This is a genomic window from Streptomyces sp. H27-H5 (assembly GCF_026627505.1).
GTDB lineage: Bacteria > Actinomycetota > Actinomycetes > Streptomycetales > Streptomycetaceae > Streptomyces.
Genome location: NZ_JAPNLK010000012.1, coordinates 43,475 through 66,412 on the forward strand (window position 1 = coordinate 43,475; position 22,938 = coordinate 66,412).

24 protein-coding genes and 1 pseudogene are annotated in these 22,938 nt (G+C 70.6%); 8 read left to right on the plus strand and 17 right to left on the minus strand.

Annotated features, from left to right (window positions below):
• Positions 1-19: 19 nt before the first annotated feature.
• Positions 20-223: an SHOCT domain-containing protein gene (locus OTB19_RS07985; protein ID WP_420716808.1), complete on the minus strand. Its 204-nt coding sequence runs from the start codon at positions 221-223 to the stop codon at positions 20-22.
• A gap of 261 nt (positions 224-484) precedes the next feature.
• Between OTB19_RS07985 and OTB19_RS07990 the strand changes: the two are divergent.
• A pseudogene (locus tag OTB19_RS07990) lies at positions 485-1,084 on the plus strand (relaxase/mobilization nuclease domain-containing protein); the annotation flags it as partial.
• 452 nt (positions 1,085-1,536) lie between these two features.
• Here the strand turns inward: OTB19_RS07990 and OTB19_RS07995 are convergent.
• A complete protein-coding gene (locus OTB19_RS07995; RefSeq protein ID WP_267797330.1) occupies positions 1,537-1,974 on the minus strand; it encodes an NUDIX hydrolase in 438 nt (145 codons plus the stop codon).
• 29 nt (positions 1,975-2,003) lie between these two features.
• A complete protein-coding gene (locus OTB19_RS08000; protein ID WP_267797332.1) occupies positions 2,004-2,192 on the minus strand; it encodes an SDR family oxidoreductase in 189 nt (62 codons plus the stop codon).
• On the opposite strand from OTB19_RS08000, the gene OTB19_RS08005 reads away from it, so the two are divergent.
• Positions 2,170-2,712: a hypothetical protein gene (locus OTB19_RS08005; RefSeq protein ID WP_267797333.1), complete on the plus strand. Its 543-nt coding sequence runs from the start codon at positions 2,170-2,172 to the stop codon at positions 2,710-2,712. The two genes, OTB19_RS08000 and OTB19_RS08005, sit on opposite strands and share 23 nt — an antisense overlap.
• 250 nt (positions 2,713-2,962) lie before the next feature.
• Here the strand turns inward: OTB19_RS08005 and OTB19_RS08010 are convergent, their stop codons facing one another.
• From OTB19_RS08010 to OTB19_RS08025, 4 genes are all read right to left on the minus strand, one after another.
• On the minus strand, positions 2,963-3,916 hold the full coding sequence (locus tag OTB19_RS08010; RefSeq protein ID WP_267797335.1) for a sigma-70 family RNA polymerase sigma factor: 954 nt from the start codon (positions 3,914-3,916) through the stop codon (positions 2,963-2,965).
• Positions 3,917-3,954: 38 nt separating this feature from the next.
• Positions 3,955-5,154 (minus strand): NAD(P)/FAD-dependent oxidoreductase, encoded by a 1,200-nt coding sequence (locus OTB19_RS08015; protein ID WP_267797336.1) that lies wholly within the window; start codon positions 5,152-5,154, stop codon positions 3,955-3,957.
• Between the two features lie 286 nt (positions 5,155-5,440).
• Positions 5,441-6,982 (minus strand): flotillin family protein, encoded by a 1,542-nt coding sequence (locus tag OTB19_RS08020; protein ID WP_267797337.1) that lies wholly within the window; start codon positions 6,980-6,982, stop codon positions 5,441-5,443.
• Between the two features lie 70 nt (positions 6,983-7,052).
• The gene (locus OTB19_RS08025; RefSeq protein ID WP_267797338.1) at positions 7,053-7,562 is read right to left on the minus strand and encodes a hypothetical protein; all 510 of its coding nucleotides are present in this window, start codon (positions 7,560-7,562) and stop codon (positions 7,053-7,055) included.
• A gap of 136 nt (positions 7,563-7,698) precedes the next feature.
• Between OTB19_RS08025 and OTB19_RS08030 the strand changes: the two genes are divergently transcribed.
• Positions 7,699-8,322, plus strand: coding sequence for a cation:proton antiporter (locus OTB19_RS08030; protein ID WP_420716809.1), 624 nt, complete (start codon positions 7,699-7,701; stop codon positions 8,320-8,322).
• 87 nt (positions 8,323-8,409) lie between these two features.
• On the plus strand, positions 8,410-8,976 hold the full coding sequence (locus tag OTB19_RS08035; protein WP_267797416.1) for an SLC13 family permease: 567 nt from the start codon (positions 8,410-8,412) through the stop codon (positions 8,974-8,976).
• Positions 8,977-8,983: 7 nt separating this feature from the next.
• On the opposite strand, the gene OTB19_RS08040 is transcribed toward OTB19_RS08035, so the two are convergent.
• From OTB19_RS08040 to OTB19_RS08050, 3 genes are all read right to left on the minus strand, one after another.
• The gene (locus tag OTB19_RS08040) at positions 8,984-10,036 is read right to left on the minus strand and encodes a PucR family transcriptional regulator (RefSeq protein ID WP_267797339.1); all 1,053 of its coding nucleotides are present in this window, start codon (positions 10,034-10,036) and stop codon (positions 8,984-8,986) included.
• A 118-nt stretch (positions 10,037-10,154) separates the two neighbouring features.
• Positions 10,155-10,715, minus strand: coding sequence for a DM13 domain-containing protein (locus OTB19_RS08045; protein WP_267797340.1), 561 nt, complete (start codon positions 10,713-10,715; stop codon positions 10,155-10,157).
• Positions 10,716-10,815: 100 nt separating this feature from the next.
• A complete protein-coding gene (locus tag OTB19_RS08050) occupies positions 10,816-11,076 on the minus strand; it encodes a hypothetical protein (protein WP_267797341.1) in 261 nt (86 codons plus the stop codon).
• A 918-nt stretch (positions 11,077-11,994) separates the two neighbouring features.
• Between OTB19_RS08050 and OTB19_RS08055 the strand changes: the two genes are divergently transcribed.
• From OTB19_RS08055 to OTB19_RS08070, 4 genes are all read left to right on the plus strand, one after another.
• Positions 11,995-13,602 (plus strand): sialidase family protein, encoded by a 1,608-nt coding sequence (locus tag OTB19_RS08055; RefSeq protein ID WP_267797342.1) that lies wholly within the window; start codon positions 11,995-11,997, stop codon positions 13,600-13,602.
• Entirely contained in the window at positions 13,599-13,940 is a 342-nt protein-coding gene (locus OTB19_RS08060; protein ID WP_267797343.1) for a LamG-like jellyroll fold domain-containing protein, read from the plus strand. The genes OTB19_RS08055 and OTB19_RS08060 overlap by 4 nt, the downstream gene beginning before the upstream one ends.
• A 450-nt stretch (positions 13,941-14,390) precedes the next feature.
• Positions 14,391-15,008, plus strand: coding sequence for a TetR/AcrR family transcriptional regulator (locus tag OTB19_RS08065; protein ID WP_267797344.1), 618 nt, complete (start codon positions 14,391-14,393; stop codon positions 15,006-15,008).
• A 142-nt stretch (positions 15,009-15,150) separates the two neighbouring features.
• The gene (locus OTB19_RS08070; protein ID WP_267797345.1) at positions 15,151-15,924 is read left to right on the plus strand and encodes a DUF4232 domain-containing protein; all 774 of its coding nucleotides are present in this window, start codon (positions 15,151-15,153) and stop codon (positions 15,922-15,924) included.
• Positions 15,925-15,997: 73 nt separating this feature from the next.
• Here OTB19_RS08070 and OTB19_RS08075 read toward each other — a convergent pair whose 3' ends face one another.
• The 7 genes from OTB19_RS08075 to OTB19_RS08105 all read right to left on the minus strand — a co-directional run bounded on the left by OTB19_RS08075 (position 15,998) and on the right by OTB19_RS08105 (position 22,915).
• Complete coding sequence (locus OTB19_RS08075; RefSeq protein WP_267797346.1) at positions 15,998-16,180, minus strand: Imm49 family immunity protein; 183 nt, start codon at positions 16,178-16,180, stop codon at positions 15,998-16,000.
• 315 nt (positions 16,181-16,495) lie between these two features.
• Positions 16,496-17,203: an immunity 49 family protein gene (locus OTB19_RS08080; protein WP_385643551.1), complete on the minus strand. Its 708-nt coding sequence runs from the start codon at positions 17,201-17,203 to the stop codon at positions 16,496-16,498.
• Positions 17,204-17,358: 155 nt separating this feature from the next.
• Positions 17,359-20,226, minus strand: a complete 2,868-nt coding sequence (locus OTB19_RS08085) for a hypothetical protein (RefSeq protein WP_267797347.1) — start codon at positions 20,224-20,226, stop codon at positions 17,359-17,361.
• Entirely contained in the window at positions 20,223-20,663 is a 441-nt protein-coding gene (locus OTB19_RS08090; protein WP_267797348.1) for a DUF6507 family protein, read from the minus strand. Before OTB19_RS08090 ends, OTB19_RS08085 begins: the two co-directional genes overlap by 4 nt.
• A gap of 28 nt (positions 20,664-20,691) precedes the next feature.
• Complete coding sequence (locus tag OTB19_RS08095) at positions 20,692-21,003, minus strand: pore-forming ESAT-6 family protein (protein WP_267797349.1); 312 nt, start codon at positions 21,001-21,003, stop codon at positions 20,692-20,694.
• A 43-nt stretch (positions 21,004-21,046) separates the two neighbouring features.
• The gene (locus OTB19_RS08100; RefSeq protein WP_267797350.1) at positions 21,047-21,379 is read right to left on the minus strand and encodes a hypothetical protein; all 333 of its coding nucleotides are present in this window, start codon (positions 21,377-21,379) and stop codon (positions 21,047-21,049) included.
• Between the two features lie 117 nt (positions 21,380-21,496).
• Complete coding sequence (locus tag OTB19_RS08105) at positions 21,497-22,915, minus strand: DUF6177 family protein (RefSeq protein WP_267797351.1); 1,419 nt, start codon at positions 22,913-22,915, stop codon at positions 21,497-21,499.
• Positions 22,916-22,938: the final 23 nt, after the last annotated feature.

The following is a 22,938-nucleotide window of genomic DNA, read 5'->3' on the forward strand; positions in this document are numbered from 1 at the left end:
GTTGAGGGTCGGGTCCGGCCTAGCGCTCGCCACGAGCGAGCCGGGCGGCAAGGACCTGCTCGGGACTCGGCGTCGCAGGCACGTGGGTGTGCTCGTGGGGGCGGGCGATAGCCCGGAAGAGCAGCACCGCAACGGTGATGATCAGCGCCCAGAACAGGATCATGCCGACCGACATCGCGAACCAGCCCCAGCCGCTGACGTCGTGGTTGTACCAGAACATCACGACCGATCACCTCCCGAGGGCCACGAAAGCCTTCACTCACATCGTCCAGCGCCGCCCCGCTCCTGGCATGGGCCGAACGGTCCCCGACGACGGGCCACGCAGTCCCTTGAATGGGTTCCGATGCCGAGTGGCCTCGCCGGCCCACGGGGCGGGGGCAATTTCCTTGCCTCCGCCCCTGCCGGTCATGGCTGCCTGCTCCTCCGGGCGCATCGGGCCGTAGGCGCAGAAGTAGACCATCAGCCGCCAGCGCGGGCCCATGGCCTCGGCGAGGGCGTCGACCTCCTCCCCGAGGACACCCGCCCGGACAAGCACGTCTGGCACGCCTCCGTCCGTGCCGCCCCCGGCGACCGCACGCTCACCGACGCCGAGCGGGCGGACATCGCCCGCCGCGTCATCGCCGCCACCGGGATCGACCCCGGCGACGGTGCGGGCTGCCGCTGGGCGGCCGTGCGCCACGCCGAGGACCACATCCACCTCATCGCCACACTCGTACGCGAAGACGGCCGCAAGCCCGACCACCACCACTCCGGCCAGCGCGCCCAGACCGAATGCCGCCGCATCGAGGCCGACTACGACCCGTACCGGGTGGCGCCCGGAGACGGCACCGCCGCCAAGCGCCCCACCAGCGCCGAGCAGCACAAGGCCAAGCGCCGGGGCCGGGACCGTACCGCCCGCGAGGAACTGCGTGAGACCGTCCGCCGCGCTGCAGCGGGTACCGGCTCGGAAGCGGAGTTCCTCGACTGCCTCGCCTCCGCCGGCCTCCTCATCAAGCGCCGGATCGCGCCCTCCGGTGACACCCTCGGTTACACCGTCGCCCTGCCCGAGGACCGCAACAAGGACGGAGCGCCCGTCCATTACTCAGCACTCGCATGCCCGAAACCGAAATCCGACCCGCCGTCGTCGCCCTCCTCTGCGACTCGGACTTCAAATACCGGCGCGACACCAAAACCTGGTCCCACATAGACGGCCGCCCCTTCACCAAGGAGGAGCAGGCCACCGCCTTGCACGCCACCCGCGCCGAGTTCGAAGAGTTTGCGGCACAGCACACTCGCTACATGGAGTACCGACGGACCACTCAGGAGGCCCCGGACGCCCTCCAGCGGTTCCTCACCCCGTTCATGGAGCAGCTCACCACGAAGAACCTCGGCAATGCCGTCGAGCTCATGACCAAGGACGAAAGGGCCGAACTCGACCAGCTGCTTCGCCTCACGATCGAGCCCCTCGCCGCTTCACCGCGTACTCCTTCTGAGCAACGCCACCGGGGCCAACGCAATTCAGCGTTGGCCCCGGTGGCATGTCCGCATATCGTACGGCTAGGCCACGACCCCAGCCCCGAGCGTGCCGGCACCGATAGCGCCCCGCAGGACGTGGGTGATCTCCTCGGGCTTGAGGTCGATGGCGTCGAGCCCCTCCACGGTCAGCGGGATCTCTTCCAGCCCGTATTCGCCGCGTCCCTCGGCGCTGAACTCGGGGCCGGTGCGGTCTTCGAAGGACCAGGTCGCGATGCGGGCGAGGTAGAAGAGCTGACGCTCGGTGTCGGACTCCATCGTGTGCAGGAGGCGGACGACGTCGGCCTTGCCAGCGATCTCCTCGTGGATCTCCCGGTGGAGGGCGGCCTCCCGGGACTCGTCGCTCTCCTCGACCCCACCGCCGGGCAGCACCCAGTACACGGGGATTCCGGGCTTGGTGCGGCGGATGACCAGCATCGTGTCGTCCGCGGTGACGAGGACGGCTCGGACTCGTTCGATCATTTCGCTTTGTCTCCTTGCTTGTTGACGTCTCAGCGCAGCAGCCAGCCGCCATCGACGTGGATAGATTGCCCAGTGATGAACGACGCGGACGGGCCGACGAGGAACGCGGCCAAGGCCGTCACGTCTTCGGGGCGGCCGCGTCGCGGGACGCACTGCCGGTTGATCTGGTCCTCCGGGCGGGCGCGGTGGTGCTGGATGGCCCAGGACGAGGGCGACACCCCCGAACTCCGCGGGCTCGCCCAGCGCCACTACGCGCACTCCTTCCGCCTGGCCGCCGAGGCTGGCGACCCGGAACTGTCGGCGACCGCACTCCGAGGTCTGGCAGTGCAGTGCGTCGATCTGGGCTACCGGGCCGAGGCGGTCCAGCTCGGCGAAACCTGCGTCGAGTACGGCCGCTGGGCCCACGAGTCCGGCATGCTCCTCTCCCGCCTCGGCGACCTCGACGCCGCCGAGGAACACCTCCACCTCGCCCTCGACATCCACGGCCTCGACCGCCGCCGCACCCGCCCCATCGTCCTGGCCGGCCTGGGCGGCGTCCGCCTGCGACAGGGCGACGCAGACGGAGCCATGGCCACCTGGCGCGACTTCCTCGACTGCGCCGACGGCATCCGCTCGGTGAAGGTCCAGGCCGCCCTCCAGGACATGCGCGTCCGCCTCCGCCGCTACAGCGGAGTTCCCGAGGCTCAGGAACTTCGTGAACGAGCAGCCCGCGTCGCAGGCCGAGGTCAACCACGGTAATTCCAGGTGCGTCTGGGGCCATTTACCTCCCCATCAGTAGACGCAGAAGGTCCACACCCTGGTGCGCCGGAAAGGCCCCCTGTACGTCACGATGACGGCGTAGTCCTTGGCACTGCCAAGGGCCGGCGCTACCAGGATGGGAACGACCTCTCCTGGACCAACGACGGCGACGCTCTCGTCAGCTTCGACATCCAGCGCGTCACCGGCTGATCCGACGCCCTCGCCGTCGCGAAGGGACCCGCTGTTCGGGTCACCACTGGCTGATGAGCGGCGTATCCGGGCCGTGCTTCCGCCAGGCTTCGGTGAGGCGGACGAGGCGGGCAGGGGCGGCGATGCCGCGCACCATTGCGATCTTGCCGCCCGCGATGTCGAAGGTCACGGCGCCGACGACCTGGTCACCGACCACGAACAGCATGGCCGGGGCGCCGTTGACGAGCGCGGAGTGGACGGCGGACGGGCCGCCGGCAAGGCGCTGCTTCGCGGGTGTGGACTTGAAGCCACCGCGCGCGATGGCGGCGACGCGCTGCGGAGTGTCGTACCGCAGCAGCTTCTCGGTCAGGCCGGCGCCGTCGGAGATCGCGATCACGTCGTCGGTGAGCAGTGCCACCAGCCGTTCGGTGTGGCCCGAGGAGGCGGCGGCGAGGAATTCCTCGACGATCCTGCGAGCGGACGCGGGGTCGACTTCGCCGCCTCCGCGGCGCGCGGCTGTGATGTGGCGCCGAGCCCGGTGGAGGTGTTGCTGGCTCGCGGACTCGGTGATGTCGAGGATCTCGGCGGTCTCGGCGTGGCTGTAGGAGAACGCCTCGCGCAGGACGTAGACGGCCCGCTCCAGGGGTGAGAGGCGCTCCACGAGAGTGAGCACGGCCAGGGAGACCGATTCGCGCTGCTCGAAGGTGTCGGCCGGGCCAAGCATCGGGTCGCTGTCGAGGAGCGGTTCGGGCAGCCAGGCACCGGCGGTGCGTTCGCGGCGGGCGTGTGCCGAGCGGAGCCGGTCGAGGCACAGGTTGGTGACCACCTTGGTCAGCCATGCTTCCGGCACCTTGATCAGCTGCCGGTCGGCGGCCTGCCAGTGCAGGAACGCATCCTGCACCGCGTCCTCGGCGTCGGTGGCGGAGCCGAGCAGGCGGTACGCCAGGGAGGCCAGCCGGTTTCGGCTGGCCTCGAACCGACTGGTGTCGAAGCGATCAGTCGCGGTGCTGTCCACGCCGGTCACCCTAAATGATCATTCTTCCCGGTGGGCGGTTATGCGATTGCCTTCTCGACTGACGCCTGGGGTACGGCGGCCAGGTGGTGCTTGCGCTTCGGCAGGCCGAAGGTCGGGTTCGAGTTGGCCCACAGCGACATCTTGAGGATGCCCGCCTTGATCCGGGCGGCCTTCCGGCCGCCCATGTACTTCGACTTCGCCTGGGCTTCGTCGTCGACCATCTGCAGGATCCCGTCCCGCCGCCCGAGGCTGATGTGGTTGCCCGGGTACTCCAGCTTGGTGTTCGGGATCTTGCGGCCGGTCAGGCGGCCGATGATCGCGGCGGAGGCCTGCATGCCGGTATAGCCGGCCGAAGCGCAGGACATCGGCAGCGGCCGCCCGTTCTCGCCGATGGCGTAGGCGCTGTCGCCGACGGCGTAGACGTTCAGGTGCGAGAGCGACCGCATCGTGCGATCAACGACGACCCGACCCTCCTCCGTGACCTCCAACCCTGCGGCGGCAGCGATGGGGTTGACCGCGAACCCGGCCGTCCACACGGTCGCGTCGGATGCCAGGGCAGCGCCGTTGGCGCACAGAACCCGCGTCGCTTCGACGGCTTCCACGCTCGTGTGCTCCAGGACGGTGATGCCCAGCCGGTCGCAGGTCCCGCGCAGGTGGCCGCGGGCTCCGGCGGAGAGCGGGGCGCCCAGCTCGCCTCGGGCGATCAGCGTCACCGACAGGCCGGGCCGGGATTCGGCGATCTCGGTGGCGGTCTCAATGCCGGTCAACCCGTCGCCGACGACCAGGACACTCCCGCCTTCGCCCCGGCCCTCCAGGCCGTCCAGGCGTTCACGCAGGCGCAGCGCCGAGGGCCTGGCGGCGACGTCGAAGGCGTGCTCGGCCACGCCGGGGACACCCTGGTCGGCACCGTGGCTGCCGAGCGCGTAGACGAGCGTGTCGTAGTCGAGCTCGCCGCCGCCGTCGGTGTCTGCCACGGTGACGACTTGGCGCTCAGGGACGACATCGGTGACACGGGCCACGCGCAGCCGTATCCCCGTTCCCGCGAAGACCTCGGCGAGCTGGGGAGCCTCTATCTCCTGACCGGCCGCGAGCTGGTGCAGCCGCAGCCGCTGGACGAAGTCCGGCACGGCGTTGACCACGGTGACCTCGATGTCAGCCGGGGACAGCCGGCGGGCCAGGGTCCCGGCCACGTTGCACCCGGCGTAGCCGGCGCCGAGGACGACAATGCGGTGCTTCATGTGATGCTCCCGTCAGTTCGCTTGCTCTCGGAGACTTGAGCGGGACAGCGCCCCGATTCCTGACAGGAACCATGTGTGACCTGGGTCGCGAAGCGGCAAGGGTGGCGCCTGACTGCGCTCGCGACCGTGATGGAGGCATGCGGAAGCGCTCGATGTGGACGTCGAGTGGCCGCTCGTCACGCCGTTCACCGCGGCGCGGCCGCCTCCGCCGGCTGATCCGAAGCCGCGGGGCCCGCCTCTTTCGAAGGGGGCCCCGCACTGGTCGACGTACAGAGGTCGCCGGAGGTCAGTCGGTGATGGCGATCTTGCCGTTGACCGTGGCCGCGGTCGTGGTCGTGGCCGGCTCGGCGGCCTGTTCGGGCTTGGCCGTGGTGAGGCCCTTGAGGAGCTGGGCGAGGTCGACGCCGGTGGTGGAGCCGAGGAGTTCCATGCCCTGGGCGACATTGTCGGCGACCGTGCGGGTGAGTTTGCTCGCGCCGTCGGTGGAGATGACGGTCATCTTGTCGATGGCGGACAGCGGTTCGGCGGCCTTGGCGACGACCTGCGGGAGGATCTCGACCAGCATCTGGATTTTCGCGGCATCGCCGTAGCTCTCGAAGGCTTCGGCCTTCTTCTGCATGGCCTCGGCCTCGGCTGAGCCCTTGGCCGCGATGGCGGAGGCTTCGGCGGCGCCCTCCAGGCGGACGGCGTCGGCGATCGCGGCACGGCGGGCGAGTTCGGCCTCACCGCGCTTGGCGCCCTCGATGGCCTCGGCCTCGGCGAGGGCGGAGCGGCGCTGCTTCTCGCCCTCACCGGTCAGCCGGGCCCGCTCGGCCTCTGCCTGGGCGGCGGCGATGGCCGCCAGGCGCTCGCCCTCGGCCTGCTTGACCCTTGCCACGCGCTTGGCCTCGGCCTCCTGCTCGGCCTCGTAGCGCCGGGCGTCGGCGGGCTTGCGTACCTGGGTGTCGAGCTGGCGGTCGGTCAGTGCGGCCTGGCGTTCGGCGACCTTCTCCTGCTCGGCGAGGATCTGCTGCTGCCGGTCGGCGTCGGCCAGCGGGCCGGCGGCGTTCGCCTGGGCGGTCGCCGCGTCGGTCTCGGCCTTGATCTCGGCCTGGCGCAGGTACAGGGTCCGCTGCGCGACCGCGATCTCCTCCTCCGCCTTCAGCCGGGCCTGCTCGGCCGCCTGGCGGGAGTTGGCCTCGGCGATGTCCGCTTCCTGCTTGGCGCGGGCGGCCTCGGGGCGGCCCAGGTCCTCCAGGTAGGAGCCCTCGGTGGTGATGTCCTGGATCTGGAAGGCGTCCAGCACCAGGCCCTGTCCGGACAGGCTGGCCTCGGCCTCCTCCGCGACCTGCCCGGCGAAGGCGGCGCGGTCGCGGATGATGTCCTCGACGGACATCCGGCCCACGATCGCGCGGAGGGCTCCGGAGAGCACTTCCTGGGTGAAGCCGACGATGCCGTCCTGCTGCTGGAGGAAGCGCTGGGCCGCGGCGCGGATGGCGTCCTCGTTGCCGCCGACCTTGACGATCGCGACGCCTTCGAGGTTGGCCTTGATGCCGCGCAGGGTGACGGCGCCCCGGACGGCGATCGGGATGTGCCGGCTGGAAAGGTCGAGGGAGTAGCGCTGCTGGACGAAGGGGACGACGAAGACGCCGCCGCCGACGACGACCTTCTGACCGCTGTTGTCGGTGGATATCTGCCCGGTGTCGGGGTCGGTGGACTTCTTGCCCCGGCGGCCCGTGATGATGAACGCCTCGCTGGGGCCGGCCACCTTGTAGCGGGTGACGACGACCAGGGCGAGGAGGACGAGGAGTACGACCACTCCCACGACCGCGATGACGACTGAACTCATGATTGATCCCCCCTGCCCGCTCTCGGTCGAGGGGACAGATCGGTGGTGGATGAGAAAGTGAAACGGCCGGTCAGCGCTCGACGGCGCGGACGCTGACCGAGGAGGACGACGGCGTCGCCGTCACCCAGACCTCCGCGCCCCGGGCCAGTGGCCCCTCGGCGGTCGCGGCGTACTTGGCGGGCTGGCCACCGAGGCGCAGCAGGACCTCGCCGTAGCCCCCTGCGGGGATGGCGGTGACCACGGTCCCGGCCGAGCCGAGGAGTTCGGCGGGGCGCGGGGCGGCCCCGCTGCCGGTCCGGGCGAGGGCGCGGCTGAAGCGGTACGTCAGCCAGCCCGCCCCCGCACCGGCCACGGCCCCCGCGGCGGCTGCCGCTGCCGGCCCGAGGCCTGTGGCCCCGAGCACGATCGCCCCCGTGAAACCGAGCATCGAAACGAAGCCCGCGACCACCGGCAGCGACAGCCATCCGTCGAGCAGTCCGTCCAGGGCGCCGTCGAAGACCCCCTCCAGCACCCCGTCGAACACCAGCGAACAGGCCAGCAGGGCGATTCCCCCGATGCCGAGACCCAGAAACAAGCCCATGAGCACCTCCCCGCTTGGCACGCGTTTGCGCCGGACAACAGCATCGTGCCAGCGCAACCGGCTACCGCACATTGCCTACCCTCGGCAATCTTTACGTGGCTTTAACGCAGCAGGGACGGCAGGATGCGGCTCCGATGTGCACGCCCATGGGAGAGGGCCCTTCGGTGACGCGTGCGGGCTGCGGAAGAACTGGAAGAACCCGGCCCGTGCGCTGGGGCTGGGCATGCCGCTGGCCATGGCCGGCATGGCGGTGGTCGCGCACTACCTCGTGGGCCTGGACTGGACGACGTCCTTCCTGGTCGGTGCGGCGCTGCTGGTCTTCGGCGCACTGCTGACCCCGCAGCTCTTCGGGGACCTGCCCGTGGGCGGGTACGTGGCGGTGGTGCTGGCGATCGTACTGATCCGCCCGGCTTCGCTGCTCGTATCGCTGCTGGGCGCGCGGATCGAGCGGCGCGAGAAGCTGGTCGCCGCCTGGTTCGGCCCCAAGGGGTTCGCGTCCGTGGTCTACGGCCTGCTCGTCCTCCAAGCCGGTATCCCCCAGGGCGAGAAGGCGTACACACTGATCGCCGTCTGCATCGCCTTCTCGATCATCGCCCACAGCAGCACCGACGTACCGATCGCCCGGCTGTTCCAGGTCGCCGACCTGGCCGGCATCCCGGCCGAGCCGTCGCCCCCGACCGACGCCGTTCCCCACCCGACCGCCGCCGTCCCCAGCCCGAGCAGTGCACCCGACCAGGAGAAGATCCATGCCGGCCCGTGACCTCGCCGAGCCCTACCCGCACGTGACCACCGACGACCCCGCCGTGGACGCCGTCCGGCTGCTGGCCGAGCGGAACCTGGGTTCGTCCTGCACCCCGTACTCCACTACGAGCCCAGTGTCGTCGCCCTGCTGGGCGCCGGCCTGCTCATCGCGATCTCCAAGGTCGAGACCGGCGAGGTCCTCGGCGAGGTGGAGTGGCCCACGCTCGCGTTCTTCGCCGGGCTCTTCGTCATGGTCGGCGCCCTCATCGAGACCGGGGTCATCGGGAACCTCGCGGCCTCCCTCACAGACGCGATCGGGGGCGACGAATTCGGCGGCTCCATGCTCCTGCTGGGCGGCTCGGCCGTGCTCTCCGGGATAGTCGACAACATCCCCTACGTCGCCACCATGGCCCCCATCACCGGCCGGCTGGTCACCGACATGGGCGGCGACCCCGACCACGTCATGTGGTGGGCCCTCGCCCTCGGCGCCGACCTCGGCGGCAAGGCCACCGCCATCGGCGCCTCCGCCAACGTCGTCGTCCTCGGCATCGCCGAACGCAACCGCCAGCCCATCAGTTTCTGGCAGTTCACCAAATACGGCCTCATCGTCGCCGCCGTCACCGTCGCCGTCTCGGCCCTGTACCTGTGGCTGCGCTACTTCGCCTTCGCGTGAGAGCCGGTTACGCCGTCGCGGCCGGCCAGCCCAGCAGCCGGGAGCCGATCACCGCGGTCTGGAGCGTGTAGCGGTTCACCGGATCCGCCGGATCCGCGCCGGTCAGGGTGTGGATGCGCTCCAGCCGGTACGTCAGGGCCCGCACGCTCAACGACAGGCGACGGGCGGTCTCCGTCGCCACACAGCCGCAGTCGAAGTACGCGGTGAGGGTGTCCAGCAGCGGCCCGGGACCGCCGCGCGCCCCGCGGAGCGGGCCCAGGACGCTTTCCACGAGGTCGGCCATGGCCTGCCGATCGCGGGTAAGGACCGGGTAGACCAGCAGATCGGAGGCGTGCAGCACCGGTCCCTCCAGCCCCATCCGCTCGGCGAGGTCGAGGGCGTTCAGCGCCTCCTCGTACGAGTGAACGACGCCGCCGGGGCCCGGGTGGGAGCGGCCGACGGCCACCCGTCCTCCATCGGTGGCCGCGTGCGCCTGCTTGGCGAAGTACGCGAGGACGTCGGGCTGGTCCCCCGGCGCCACGCAGATCAGCCGGCCGTCCTTCGTGGCCAGCAGGATCTGCCGGTTCCCGAACCGGCCCAGCACCGCCGCCTCGATACGGCGGGCCACCGGGTAGCCGTCCCCGTACGGCTCCGGCCCGGCGGCCACCGCCACGGCATGCGCCTGCGAGAGGCGTAGTCCGAACCGCTCGGCCCGCTCCGCCAGCCGGCCCAGCCCGCCCCGTCCGTACAGCAGGTCGTCGATGAACTCGCGGCGCGCGGCCTCTTCCTGGCGGACCGCCTGTCGCTGGGCCCGCTCGTACCCCTCGACGAACGCGTCCACCGCCTGCTCGACGACGGCCAGCAACGGCCTGGCCTCCGGCGCCGGCTCCACCTTCTGAGCGGCGGCCAAGTGGTCCCGTATCAGCGCCCGCAGCGGCAGTCCCGCTTCCGCCGCCCGCTCGCCGTCGGCCCGACGGGCCTCCAGCTCGGCACGGGTGAGACGGCGTCCCGTGGCACACGCGTCGCGCAGGACCCCGGCGTACCCCGCCAGATGACTCCCTGACGTTTCCCGGTCCGCCACGTCTTCCCCCGATACCGATGCGCATGGTCATTCACGCGCCTTTGACGCGACGACCAGGGTGACACGGACACAAGGGTGACCATGGGCACGGGCATCAGTCACGGCCCCTTGGCGGGGGTCACGCTGCCTGGAGAGCCGCCGCCCCGAAGGACACGTTGAAGCGGTCGCACCAGATGGTGACGCTGGTGTAGTCGGCAAGGTCCACGTCGGCCGGGATCTCGTAGTTCTGGTCGCCCTTGTTGCCCTTGAGCTTGCCGAGGCTGACGTACTTGCCGTCATCGAAGACTTCCCAGCCCTCCTTGCCCTCCTTCACAGGGGCGTCGGTGAGCCATACGCGCAGGTCCGGGCCATTGCTGGTGTCGAGGTTCTCCAGCCGGAGCGTGCGGGAGCCGTCGGGGAGCCGGACCAGCTTCACCGTGCCCGTGGTGGCGTGCTCGTGGCTGATCAGGGAGCCCTGAGCCAGTGTCCGTGGTCCAGCGGGAGCCGAAGGGGATGCGGTGGCGGCAGCCGTGGGCGAGGAGGTGGAACCCGGGGCGGCAGCGGTCGGCAGCGCGTCATTGACCGTGGCGTCCTGCCAGAGCTTCCACGGCTGGAACCAGTACAGCCCGACGGCCAGCACCACCAGGGCCGTGACCAGCCCGCCGATGACCAGCCCTGTGCGTCGCTTCCTGTCCTGCACTGCCGCTCCTCCACCGTCACACGATTCTGTCCTCGCCCTTATTCAACGAGGTGGGCGCGGGCGTCGGCCAGACCTGGCGGACGACGGTTCCCTTACGGCCTCAGCGCCGCCGGCCGGCAATCCACACCGCGGCGGCGGCGGCCAGGGCCAGCGCGCCAAGGGCGAGCCGGGGCTGTCGGGGCTGTCGGGGCTGTCGGGGCTGTCGGGGCTGTCGGGGCTGTCGGGGCTGTCGGGGCTGTCGGGGCTGTCGGGGCTGTCGGGGCTGTCGGGCAGCACGTACATCACCGCGCCGGCCGCCGTACAGGATGACGCCGAAGGCGAAGAGAGGGGACGCGGGGCCGGACCGGGCAGGTCGAGGCATGCGAGGGGCTCCTGGCAGGGAGGGCAGTGGCCCCAGGTTCGCACGGCCGCGGAGCGGGGTACAGGTCCCACCCCCGCGCGGACCGTGCTCCTTGCCGCCGACGGTCGCCGCTCCTGGAATCAGACCCCGGGTGTACGGGCATGCCCGCGCCCGAGCAGTTCCACCAGACCCCGCTGGGTGGCGGCCAGGACGACCGCCGTGGACTCGAATCTCCCTCTCGGCTCGCCGGCCAGGCATCGCTTGCGCCCGCAACCCCCGCCCGCAGGCGCCACGGCCTGACCCCGGAAACGGCGGTCCTGTCGCGGTCGGGGAGCCCCTGCCCCGTCGCATACAGCGCGCGTGCCCCAGCCGTGCCCTTCAGGGCGGTAAACAGCGGTCACCAGGGGTGTCGGGAACACTCCGCCAGAAGCTCCCCCACAAGGGGAAACAGCAGGTCAGGCACCATGCGACCGGTCTAGGCGGCAGTGATTCCCAAGCTTATAGCGCGGGTTCGATTCCCGTCATCCGCTCCATGGCAAAGCCCCAGGTCAGCGACCTGGGGCTTTTGTGTTGCCCCGCATCTGACAGATCAACGATCCCTACGCGGGAACGCATTTGCGTCCTGTGGCGGAATGCGGCGTGACGCTGTCGGGCGCATTTCAGACCGCGGGTGCTGCCGACCACGGCAGGGAGTGTGAGGCCGACGGGGCGGGGCCTGCACGTGCTTGGCGCTCAGGTGCACGGGAGCCGCTCGTGGGCTCGGCCCGCCCGGTGTCAGACACCGCCGGTACGGTCCTGGCTCGGGGCAAGATCAACAATGTGGGCGGGGAGACGGGCTCGTACCCGCTTCGGGAGTAGTGCGTCGCTCGCGCCACGGTCTCGGCCCCGTCCCTGATCTCGATCTCGATCTCGATCTCGACAATGACGAGGATCCGCTGAATGTCCGATTCCCCTGTGAGCCCGCCCGGCGGTCTGCGCCGGGCCGCCCTGTACGGGTGGTTGTCCGCGCTCGTGGCGGCCGTGTTGACGGCCGTCGCGCTGATACCGACCGCGCCCGCCGTCGCCGCCGCGGCGGGGTCCGCGCTGCCCGGCACGGTGTCGACGCCCTTCCCTGCACGCGGTGAGGGCTACTACTGCTTCCGCATCCCGGCGTTGGTCACCACCAAGTCCGGTGATCTGCTCGCCTTCGCCGAGGGTCGCGTCGCCACGTGCAGCGACGTCGGTCACAACGACATCGTCGTGAAGAGGTCCACCGACGGCGGGAAGACCTGGGGTCCTCTGACCGTCGTCGTCGGGAAGGACGACACCGACGCGCACGGCAATCCCGCGCCGGTCGTCGACGCGGTCACCGGCCGGGTCAGCCTCCTGTACGCGACCAGCACCTGGAGCGGTACCGCCGGCGCACCGGTGCGGGATACCCGCGGCGTGCGTGTCGTGCACAGTGTCGACAACGGCGCCGGCTGGCAGCCGAGTGTCGCGCTGCCGCAGTTGAAGCCGGCGGGTTGGGTGTGGGTTTCCACGGGCCCCGGACACGGCATCCAGCTCACGCACGGCGCGCACCGCGGTCGCCTGGTCGTCCCCGGGGACCACACGGCCACCGGCAACAAGGCGGGCGCCCAGCTGTACTACAGCGACGACGGCGGCCTGACCTGGACGCTCGGCGCCACCTCGAACGTGGACCAGGCCGTCGCCTACCCGGCCGAGTTGACGGTCGCCGAGACCGCGGGCGGCTCGCTGTACGTGAACGCCCGCAGCTCCGCCCGGTGCGACACGGAGGAGCACCGTCTGGACGCGACCAGCGCCGACGGCGGTGCCACCTTCGCCGCACCCTTCAAGCCCGTCGCGGGTCTCGACACGTCCCCGGTGTTCGGGTCCCTACTGGGCCTGCGTCCCGCCGCCGCTGACGGCAGGCGCGAGCGGATCCTGTTCTCCGCCCCCGCACGCCTGGGCCCCAACACCCTGGAGGACCGCCGCGAGTTGGCGGTCCGGTCCTCGTACGACGAGGGTCGGACTTGGCAGACCGAGGGCACCCTGGTGATACCGGGCCGGGCCGGGTACTCGGACCTGACCCTGCTGCCCTCGGGCGCGGTCGGCATGCTCCACGAGACGGCGGGGAACATCCCGCACGGCACCGTCGCGTTCGTCTCCTTCACCGAGTCCGACATGGACGCCGCGAAGACGGGGCTGCGCAGCCCCCGCACCGCCGACACCGGCCCCAACGGCAACGACAACCACGCCGTCGTGCACGGCGGCGCCGTGCTCGGGGACCGCGGTACCGGCAAGGCCATGACGTTCGACGGGAAGGACGACTACCTGCGTCTGGTGAGCTGCTCGGACTCGCTGAAGGTGAAGGACCAGGACTTCACGGTCACCGCGTGGTTCCGCCACAGCGCGACCACCGGCGCGCTGCCCATCGTCTGGGCGTACGGCATGGAGGACTCGGACCCGGCGAAGAACGTGCGCCAGTTCTGGCTGAAGGCCGAGCCGGGCAAGGGCATCATGCGCGCGGCCATCAGCACGGACGGCGCGTACGCGGAGGGGAGGTGAAGACGAACTCGTCCTACAACGACGGGAAGTGGCACCACGCCGTCTTCAAGCGCGAGGACGCGAAGCTGGTCCTGTCGGTCGACGGCGCCGCGTTCACCGCGAACGCGCCCGCGGGCGACATCACCCCGCCCGGCGAGTTCAGCATCCACGTGGGCGCCCGGCCCGACTTCCCGAACCAGCCGGTGGGGGTCGGGGAGCTGTTCAACGGCGGGCTCGACGACGTACGGATCTTCCGCCGCGCCCTGACGGCGGAAGAGGCCGCGCGGGTCAAGGACGGGGCGCTGGACGTCGCGAACGACAAGGAGAGCGTGCGGCTGGGGTTCTCCACCATCGGGTGAGCAGCGGCTGTCGACGGTTCGCGCGGGCGGGCCCTCGGGGCGGGTGAGGGTCGGCGGGGCTCGGGGCTGCCCGGGCAGCCCCGCCGGCCCACTCGACGACTCGACGACTCGACGACTCGACGACTCGACGAAACGGCGGGACCGGCGCCGGTGCCGGTCTGTCCGGGCACAATCAACCCTGCCTCGAACGAGGTGAGTTCGACGACGACCGACGAGGGACACCGCGAGGAGATGTGCGGCCACCCTCCCCGGGTGGACAAGGACTGACGGCCTGACCGGCCGTCCCCGATCCCGGTCCGACCCGCGGGGCCGGTCCGACCCGCGGGGCCGGGCCATCCGGCCGGGACGGGCGATCGACGCTGTGCTGGTACGGCGGTACCATGAAACGGCCCCGGCCGCGGCCCCACCGCCGACCGGGCCCCATCCCCGACCGGGCGGAGACACCCCAACATGCCGAAGCGCGTGGACCACGAGGAACGGCGGGCGCAGATCGCCGAGGCGCTCGTCCGGGTCGCCGGACGGCGCGGGCTGCACGCGGTCGGGATGCGCGACGTCGCAGCCGAGGCCGGCGTGTCCCTGCGCCTGGTGCAGTACTACTTCGAGACCAAGGAGAAACTGCTCCTCTACGGGCTCCGGCACCTGACCGACCGCTTCACGGCGCGCGTCGGCGCCCGACTCACCGCCGCGGGCCCGGCCCCGGGGCCCCGCGCGACCGTCGAGGCGCTGCTCCTGGCATCGCTGCCCACCGACGAGGAGAGCCGCACCTTCCACCTGCTCTACAGCTCGTACGCGATCCTGTCCGTGACCGACGAGGCGCTGGCCGCCCAGCCGTTCATCGACAACCCCGACGCCGCGGAGGACGCCGTGACCGGGCTGATCGACGGGGCACGGGAAGCCGGTCTGGCCGACCCGGACGTGGACGCGCGCACGGAGGCGATCAGTCTGCTCGCCATGGCGGGCACCCTGGGGACCAGCATCCTCGTGGGGCAGCGGTCACCCGAGTCGTCCATCGAGGTACTGCGCCACCACCTGGACCGGATCTTCACGACGACGCCCGCGGACGGGTAGTCCTCGTTCCCTCGGCACGCACCCGTTCCGGTACGTCAGCGGAGCGTCAGCGGGGCATGACCACAACGATGGTCGCTCCCGGCACAGTGGTGATCATGCGGGAACCCTCCCGCTTCGACCGCACCACACGGGGGCACTCCACATGCGTACCAACCGGACCCGCGCCATCCACCCGACCGTGACCACCCACCCGACCCGGACCACCGCCCGGACCACCGCCCTGGCAGCCGCCACCGCCGGCCTCGCCCTGGCCCTGACCGCCTGCGGCGGCGGCTCGGCCACCGCGGGCGGATCGACCGCGACGCCGGGCCCGGACGCCAAGCCGGTCACCTCCGGGTCCACGTCCACGTCCGTGTCCACTCCCCCTGCCACCGGCTCGGCCGCCTCGACGAACGGCAAGACGGCCGCCGGAGCCGGTACAGCCGGCAAGGGCACGCCGGTCACCCCGGCGAATGCCGGTTCGGGCGACGCCGCCGACGACTCCTACGCCTACAGCCACCCGTGCTCCGCGAGGAACCTGACCGTCAAGGTCACCTCCCCGCAGGGCATGCCCGCCACCGTGCGCGTGATCACCGTGACCAACAACGGTTCCACCGCGTGCGGCCTGGACTACCACCCCGCCGTCGGCTTCAGCGCCAAGGGTGCGGCGCTCGGCATCCAGGCCACCGCCCCCGAGGGCCTGGGCGGCGCGCCGGCGTACCCGGTGCGGGCCGGCGCCACCGCGTACGCGGCCGTGAACCTCAACCCCTCGGGCGGCAACGGCCCCGTCGCCGACGAGATCAACATCCTGGCCGACGGCTCGCACATGCCGAACGCGGACGGCGTCAGCCTCCCGCTCGCCAAGCCGGGCAGCGTCGTCAAGCCGAAGGTGGGCCTGTACCGCACCAACGCCGGCGACTCGCTCAAGACGCTCTGACGCACTGCGCACTGCGCACTGCGCACTGCGCACTCCGGCCGATGGCCGGCCGACGCCGACCGATGCCGGCGGCCTACGTGTCGAACTCGCCGACCCAGCTCCGGTGCAGGAGCTGGGTCGGGAGGTAGTCGGAGACCACGTCGATGGGAAAGTCGCCGTCGAAGGCAAGGCACGCCATGGCCAGGGGGCCGATCGCCCACAGGCCGGTGACGTCGAAGTCGCGTTCCTCCTCCGGGACCGCACACAACTCGGTCATGCGGAGCTGGTCACGGCAGATGACCGCGAAGAAGGAGGCGTCCAGCCAGTTCGGCGCACTCGCGAGCTTCCTGCAAAGGCACCGTGGCGCTCAACAGTCACCCTCACTCGATCTCCCTCACGCCAGGCCGCTCCCATGCACGAGTGGGAGCGCCGTTCTCGTCCCAGAACGTCACGTCTCGCAGGCTGCGGGTGTCAGCGTCGAAGCATCGCGGTGCCGTGAAGGCTCCCTTGGAGTGCCCGCGACGATCCGTCTCGGAATGGCACAGAGACGTCGAGGTGGGCCCATACGCACCGGGGCGGCCACTAGTCCGCCTTACGTGGGGAATTCGCCGCACCAGTTGCCGGCGAGGAGAGTGGCGGGCAGGTACTCGGACTCGACCTCGATCGGAATGCCCTCGTTCTGAGCGAAGCAGGCCACGGCGAGCGGAGCGAGGGCGACGAGACCCGAGACCCGGGTCGCCCGACCCTCGTCGGTCCAGTACTCCTTGTGCAACTCCAGGGCTGCGGCGAGGGCACGATTGAAGCCCTCGTGGTCCCCTCGAACGACACGGTGGAACATCTCCATCGGCGGGTACATCAGCTTGCCCGCGGCTTCCGGTTGAGTGGCGACTGCCGGGTCCGTGCCGTCGATCGCGGCCACCAGCTTCGCGCTGAAGCCGTCACCGCCGAGCCAATACGTCTGCAACGCGTCGATCCAGGCGTACTCGAATGCGTCGAATTGCGCGTCGTTGTCCCGGAGCAGCGACAGCGGCACCCGGCACAGGGCCGTGATCCGGTCGCGCTCCCGGCACACCACGGCCAGGTAGAAGGCGGTCAGCCAGCTACCCGGGGTGACGTACTGCCGCGGACCGGTGGCCTGGAGCGTGCGGTCCTCGTGCGCGATTCGGCACTGCACCGGACCCTCGGTCGCGCTCGCGGCGGCGAACACGGCCGAACCGACCTGCATGGCATTCACCCAGGCATCCCACGTGGGAAAGATCGCCCCCCGTGGATCCGTCCCGCAGCGCAACTTGGCCACCATGAGCGTGGTGTCCAAGGCTTCGCCCAGACCGGTCGAGTCCGCCTCCAGACCACCGATCCACCCTTCCGCACTCTCTGTGAGCACAGTGAGCGCTGCTTCCACGTTCTCCGTGGGGAAGGGGTGGCGGGGGATGACCGAAACCAAGGCGTTTCTCCTTAAAAGAGATCGAAGTCTTTGAGTACGGCTCCAGCATACGTACCGGTGTTTTCGGAGGCCTGGACGAGGACGTAACGCAGAGTCTTGGCCTTGATGGCGTCCTCGATCTCCTTGATGTACTTGGCTTCGCCCGGTGATTCCAGGACGCGATCCTTCATGTCGGCCACGATGGTGCGGACATAATCGATGCTTCCTTGCTTCACCATGAACGTGCCGCCGCTGGGATGGCCATTGCTTTGGCGCCATTCCAAGGTCCCGTTGGGGCTCTTGGCCTCGACGATGATGAGGTTGCCGTCTTTGCCACGCCAGAGCTGGTCGAACCTCTTCGAACCATTCGCCGTCTCCGGCAGGTCGGTCAGCTCGTGAGCGCCTTCGAACTCCACCTGCCGGAGGATGTGTCGGCGGGCGGCCTCCTCGCCGAGGGTCTCACCCAGCTTGCTGTTGTTCGCGGCACCCTCGCCGATGATGTTGAAGTTCTCCTGCGCGTGGGCCAACTCGTAGGCGTTGGCGAAGCTCGGGTCCTCCGCGAAGGCCTTCTCCCATTTGGTCAGCTCCATGCCTGCGAAGCGCCTGGCCGCGATCTTGTCCAGGTGCGGGAGGTCGTTGGGCTCGACCGTGGACCGGCCCCTTTCCATGGTGTCGAGGTGGAATCCGCCCGGGTGCGCGTGGGGAATCGAGGACGCGGCAATCCAGCTGCCGTCCGGCTGCTTGTTCAGAATCGGCAGGAGCTGGCCATCGACCAGTTCGCTCGCACTGTTTCGGTATCCGGGCCTGTACTTGTCGTAGTGCTCGGCACGCCAGATGGGGTCCTCGTTGACCAGCCGGACGTGTTCGCGGGTGATCGCCATGCTTTCGGCAGGCGTCCGCTCCTTCGCCGGCACCTCACGGGCGGCCTCGTACTCCGCTCGGTGGGCCGCACGGGTCGCCTCGTCAAGGGGTGCCGAGGGTGAAGGGCCGTGGGGTTCGGTGCCACCTGTACCGCCGGGGCCGTCCGGATGACCACCGCCCGCGCCGGGGCCGTCGGGGTGGCCGACCGGCGAGAGGTCGCCCGGGCGAGAGCCGCCTGCGGACGGGCCGTCGGGGTGGGAGCCGCCCGAGCCGGGGCCGTCCGGGTGGGATCCGCCCGCGGACGGGCCGTCGGGTCGGCCGACCGGGGACAGATCGCCCGGTCGGGTGCCGCCCCGCGGCGTGTGGTCCAGGTCGTTGCGCGGCATGCCGTCCGGGGCCTGGCCGCCCGGGGTGCCGTGGTCGCCGGCGCGGCCCGTGGGGGTGTTGTCGATGCCGTGGGGGCCGCCGTGGGCGCCGTTGTCCACCGCGCGGACCGGTTCGGAGATGTCGGAGCCGACGCGGATGACGTCGTCGCCGCCTCGGGCGCCGACTCCCGCCAGGACCGGGGTCTCCTGGCGGACCGGGACCTCCGTCTTGGGGGTGTTCGCGCCCGTGTCGATCTTCGGGGACGGTTCCGGTCGGGCCTGGTCGGCCTTCTGGTAGAGGCTGCCGTCCTCCTTGTAGAGGTTGCCCGCCTCGTCGGCGTACTTCGCGGGGCCGTCGAAAGGCCACTTGACCGTGCCCGGGGGCAGGGAGGCGGTGCCCTCCGGGAGCTTGATCGTGTCGTCGGAGACCTTGACGGCCCCCTCGGGTATCGGGGTGTCCTTGGGCAGCTGAATCGTTCCGTCGGGCAATTCCATGGCGCCCTCGGGGAGGCTGAACGCACCCTCGTCGATCTTGGGAAGCTCGATTTTGCCCATGCCCTTCAGGCCGGCCATGACATCGCCGATCTTCGAGACACCGGCGCCGGCGCCCTTGAACACGTACGTCATGGGGTCGATCGCCCGGCCGGCCTTGCCCGCCAAGGAGATCGCCTTCGCCGCGAGCCCCGCCTTGCCCGCGCCCGCCGCCGCACCGCCCGCGCCGCCGGTGAACACCGTGGTCAGCACGTTGAACGTCACGGCGCCGGCCGCGCGCGAAGGGTTCGAACCCCACTGGTCCCACGCGACGAGCGCCTTGCCGGTCTCCTTCATCGCCGTGCGCGAATCACGGATCCACGGCGGCAGGTCCTTGTCGTCCGCCAGCCAGAACACCGCCGCCGCGGGCGACGCGGTGATCGCCACACCCGTCAGGAGCTTCCCCAGCCCCGTCCACGCCTGCCCCGCCGCGTCCCAGCCGTCGAAGCCGACCAGCGTCCCCAGGCCCTTGATCGTGCCCCACACGCCGTCGACGATCAGGCCCTTGCCGAAGTCGTAGGCGTGCTCCCACACCTGCCACGCCGGGACCGACTCCTCCACCGCGTCACCCCACGGCAGCGTCTTGGCCTGCTTGAGGGCCTCGGCGTCGTAGCCGTACATGCCCTCGCCGTTGGAGCCGTCGTTGACCTTCAGCGGCGTGCCGCACACCAACGCCACGATCTTGTCGTGCGCGTGCCGCTCCGCCGCCTGGAACTGCGTCCACACCTCGGCGATCTTGTTCCGGCGTTCGAGGTTCTCGTCGATGAGATCCCCGTCCTCGATCCAGTCCTCGTCCTGGGAGACCTTGGACTTGAACGACGCGGCCTCGACCTTCAGCTCCTCCATCCTCTTCACCAGAGGACGGATCTCCTGCGCGTAGGTGCCCAGCGCTCCCGCGATGGTGCACATGTCGCCGCTGAACGACATCGTGATGTCGACGACCGGCTTGGTCACCGCGAACAACTGCTCGGCCTCGGGCGCCTGGTAGTACGCCGACATCCCACCGAAGGTGGTGTGGACGGACGAGCCGGCGTTCGCGAGCGCGCCGCCGTCCGCCGACAGGGCCTTGACCTTCTCGTCCAGCACCGACAGCTGTCCCGTGAAGACGGGAACGTTCGCCGGATCGACCGGGGCGTTGCTCACTTGTGCCCTCCTGCGGCTTCCTTGAGCTGGTCGAGGCGCACGTTCTTCGCCGCGTCCTGGGCCTCCTTGGCCGCTTCCAGGTCGCCTTGGACGTACTCGTTCGTCGCCTTGGCCGCGCCCAGCACCGCGGCCTGGATGCGGTCGACCATGGACTTGAGGTCCGTCTGCCGCTTCTCCAGGTACTGGCTGAGCGCGGCGCCCACCGGGCCCGTGCTGCCGCGGTGCGACAGGGGCACCTGCCCCGTCGCCACCGGGCCCTGCATGGTGGGTGAGGGCAGCTTGGCGGCCGATCCCGGAATCGCCGTGCCGGCCGCGTACGCGGCCTCCGACATGTCCGACATCAGCTTGTTCAGCGCCTTCTCCAGATCACCCGCCCGCTCACCGGTGAGCTTGAGCTGGCTCTGCACACCCTGCGGCTTGATGTCCCACGACGTCATGGCTCCCCCGAAGCTCCGACAACCCCGCTCAGCCGATGTTGTCGACCGCGGCCTTGGCCCGCGCCAGCGTCTGCTGCGCCGTCGCGTCGTTCTTCTCCAGCGTCGTCTTGAGCAGCCGGATGATGTTCTTCACCTCTTGCGAGGCGTTCTTCCACCGCAGTTCCTTGGCGTGGTAGTCGTCCGCCACACCGTCCGCCGCGAAGTCCGACATCGCCGCGCTCACCTGCGCCTCGCGCGCCGCGATCACCTGCTCCAACTGGCCGATGACCACCTGGATGTTGCCCTGCGCCTCGGTCGACGCACCCGTGTCGTAGGACCGACGGTCCGTGTCACCGGCCATCACACATCACACTCCCCGTGTGGTTGAAGGGTTCTGAAGAGGATCAGCGGCCGGAGAACCGGGCCGCGTCGAAGTTGCCCGCGCCCATCTGCGTGCGCGCGTTGTCGCCGTGCTCCTGGTCGCCGGTCCCGAAGGCCTTCTCCATGCCGGACTGGCCGCCCAGGATGGCCGACAGCGAGGCGTTCAGTTCCTTCGTGATCCCGTCCGACCGCAGCTTGAACGAGTCGAACGCGACCTTGCCCTGGCCGTTGAACTTGCCTTCCAGGGGCTGCGCCGCATTGATCAACTGCTGGATCAGCGTCCCCAGGTCGGTACTGGAGTTCCGCGACCCCGACATCAGGCTCGTCAGAACCTGCGTCCCCATGTCGAACTTCATTCCACTCCCCCGCACACTCGGATGACCGTAAGTATGTTCATTTCTATCAACTCACGTCGCTAGTGCAACCAGCAACCGGCTTCCTGTGACAAAGGCCTGACAAACCCGCGGCCTCCGTCATTCCCCCTTCAGATGTCGCACCAGCCGCTCGAAGTCGGTCCATCCCGAAAGGTCCGAAGGATCCCCCGGGAACGGGTAGTACAGCGCCGGGCGGGCCTTCGGTCCCAGTGTGACCGGCTGCACTGACAGCGGCGTGCGTCGTGCGCGGTCGCCCGGCATCGCCCGGACCTCCTCGGATCCCAGGACGAACGCCAACGGCACTCCGGGTCCCTCGAAGCGGGCCGGTACCGCCAGGTCACGGCGTGCTTTGCGGAACTGTACGAGCATCGACCGCAAGGGGTGGCGGGTGGCGAGGGCCTCCGCGAGCCGCGGCAGCGCCTCCAACGGCGGCTCCTCGTGGGCCCCGTAGCCGAACGCGAGCGTGACGTCCTCCTCCACGCCCGCCTTCGTACGGGTCACCCGGACACCGGCGACGCCCGGCCGCTCCGGGCTGCCGACGACCACGAACCAGCTCGGCTCGGGCGACCGCGCGTGCGCGACGTCGGTCAACCGCGCGGGTGACCAGGGCAGGTTGGCGGGTTCGGCGGTCGACCAGCCGGCCGGCGCCTCGCCGGTCAGCTCGCGCCAGACCGTCTCCAGGGCGCCGCCGAGCACCAGCCGGTCGTCGGCGGGGTGGACCGTACGGAAGGAGACCGTGAGTTGGCGTTCGCCCGTGTCCGTGAACTCCCGGAACGAGGCCGCCACCGGGGTGCGCGGATCGTCCTCGGTCGCGTCCGGGTGCACGACCGTCGCGAACATGCCCTCCTGCCAGCGCAGCACGGCGCCCGAGCGGCCGTCGAAGTAGCCGTCCCGTTCGTCCCGCACCACCCAGCGCGAGGGCCAGCCGGGCAGGGCGTCGCGCACGGCCGGGGTGAGGGTGCTGCCCGCCGGGCTGACGATCTGGAGCCCGCGCTCCGAGGCGGCGGCGGCCCGGAAGGCGTCCGCGAGCCAGGCCGTCATCGCGACCACGGGCCGGTCCATGATGACGACGGCGACCTTGTCGGTCAGGACGTCCACGGCGGGTTGCGCGGCGGCCGGCGCGGGGGCGACGTCCACGCCCTCGGCCGGGACCACGGCCAGCGACAGCGCGGCCTCCGGTGGCCAGGCCGTGCCGCCGGCGAGTGCGGCGACCCGGGCCGCGAAGGTGCCCGCCAGCAGCTCGGCCTCCGCGACACCGGTGGTGGCGCGGGCCTCGGTCCACCAGAACGGCACCGGCGGCTCCACGGCTGCGAACAGCCGCGTGGCCTCGCCGGGGACCTGTACGAGCATCGGGGCCTCGACGGCCACCAGTGGCCGGCCCCGCGGGTCGCAGAGCTGTACGACGGCTCCCTCGCCGGTGGTGTCCACCAGCTTGTCCGGGCCGCCGGAGAGCAGCCCCGCGAGCACGCTCCAGGCGTCGGGCATCCGCGGGGTGAGGGCTATGACGTCCTTGGTCATGGGGTCGTACGGTCCTTAGGGGT

Excerpts from the sequence above, each read along its gene's own strand:
- OTB19_RS08015 (WP_267797336.1), bottom strand. The coding sequence starts at position 5,154 with ATGAAGCACCGCATTGTCGTCCTCGGCGCCGGCTACGCCGGGTGCAAC.
- OTB19_RS08005 (WP_267797333.1), top strand. The coding sequence starts at position 2,170 with ATGGCCCAGGACGAGGGCGACACCCCCGAACTCCGCGGGCTCGCCCAG.
- OTB19_RS08075 (WP_267797346.1), bottom strand. The coding sequence starts at position 16,180 with ATGACCGAGTTGTGTGCGGTCCCGGAGGAGGAACGCGACTTCGACGTC.
- OTB19_RS08020 (WP_267797337.1), bottom strand. The coding sequence starts at position 6,982 with ATGAGTTCAGTCGTCATCGCGGTCGTGGGAGTGGTCGTACTCCTCGTC.
- OTB19_RS08050 (WP_267797341.1), bottom strand. The coding sequence starts at position 11,076 with ATGCCTCGACCTGCCCGGTCCGGCCCCGCGTCCCCTCTCTTCGCCTTC.
- OTB19_RS08065 (WP_267797344.1), top strand. The coding sequence starts at position 14,391 with ATGCCGAAGCGCGTGGACCACGAGGAACGGCGGGCGCAGATCGCCGAG.
- OTB19_RS08090 (WP_267797348.1), bottom strand. The coding sequence starts at position 20,663 with ATGACGTCGTGGGACATCAAGCCGCAGGGTGTGCAGAGCCAGCTCAAG.
- OTB19_RS08070 (WP_267797345.1), top strand. The coding sequence starts at position 15,151 with ATGCGTACCAACCGGACCCGCGCCATCCACCCGACCGTGACCACCCAC.
- OTB19_RS08105 (WP_267797351.1), bottom strand. The coding sequence starts at position 22,915 with ATGACCAAGGACGTCATAGCCCTCACCCCGCGGATGCCCGACGCCTGG.
- OTB19_RS08080 (WP_385643551.1), bottom strand. The coding sequence starts at position 17,203 with ATGGTGGCCAAGTTGCGCTGCGGGACGGATCCACGGGGGGCGATCTTT.
- OTB19_RS08055 (WP_267797342.1), top strand. The coding sequence starts at position 11,995 with ATGTCCGATTCCCCTGTGAGCCCGCCCGGCGGTCTGCGCCGGGCCGCC.
- OTB19_RS07995 (WP_267797330.1), bottom strand. The coding sequence starts at position 1,974 with ATGATCGAACGAGTCCGAGCCGTCCTCGTCACCGCGGACGACACGATG.
- OTB19_RS08095 (WP_267797349.1), bottom strand. The coding sequence starts at position 21,003 with ATGGCCGGTGACACGGACCGTCGGTCCTACGACACGGGTGCGTCGACC.
- OTB19_RS08100 (WP_267797350.1), bottom strand. The coding sequence starts at position 21,379 with ATGAAGTTCGACATGGGGACGCAGGTTCTGACGAGCCTGATGTCGGGG.
- OTB19_RS08025 (WP_267797338.1), bottom strand. The coding sequence starts at position 7,562 with ATGGGCTTGTTTCTGGGTCTCGGCATCGGGGGAATCGCCCTGCTGGCC.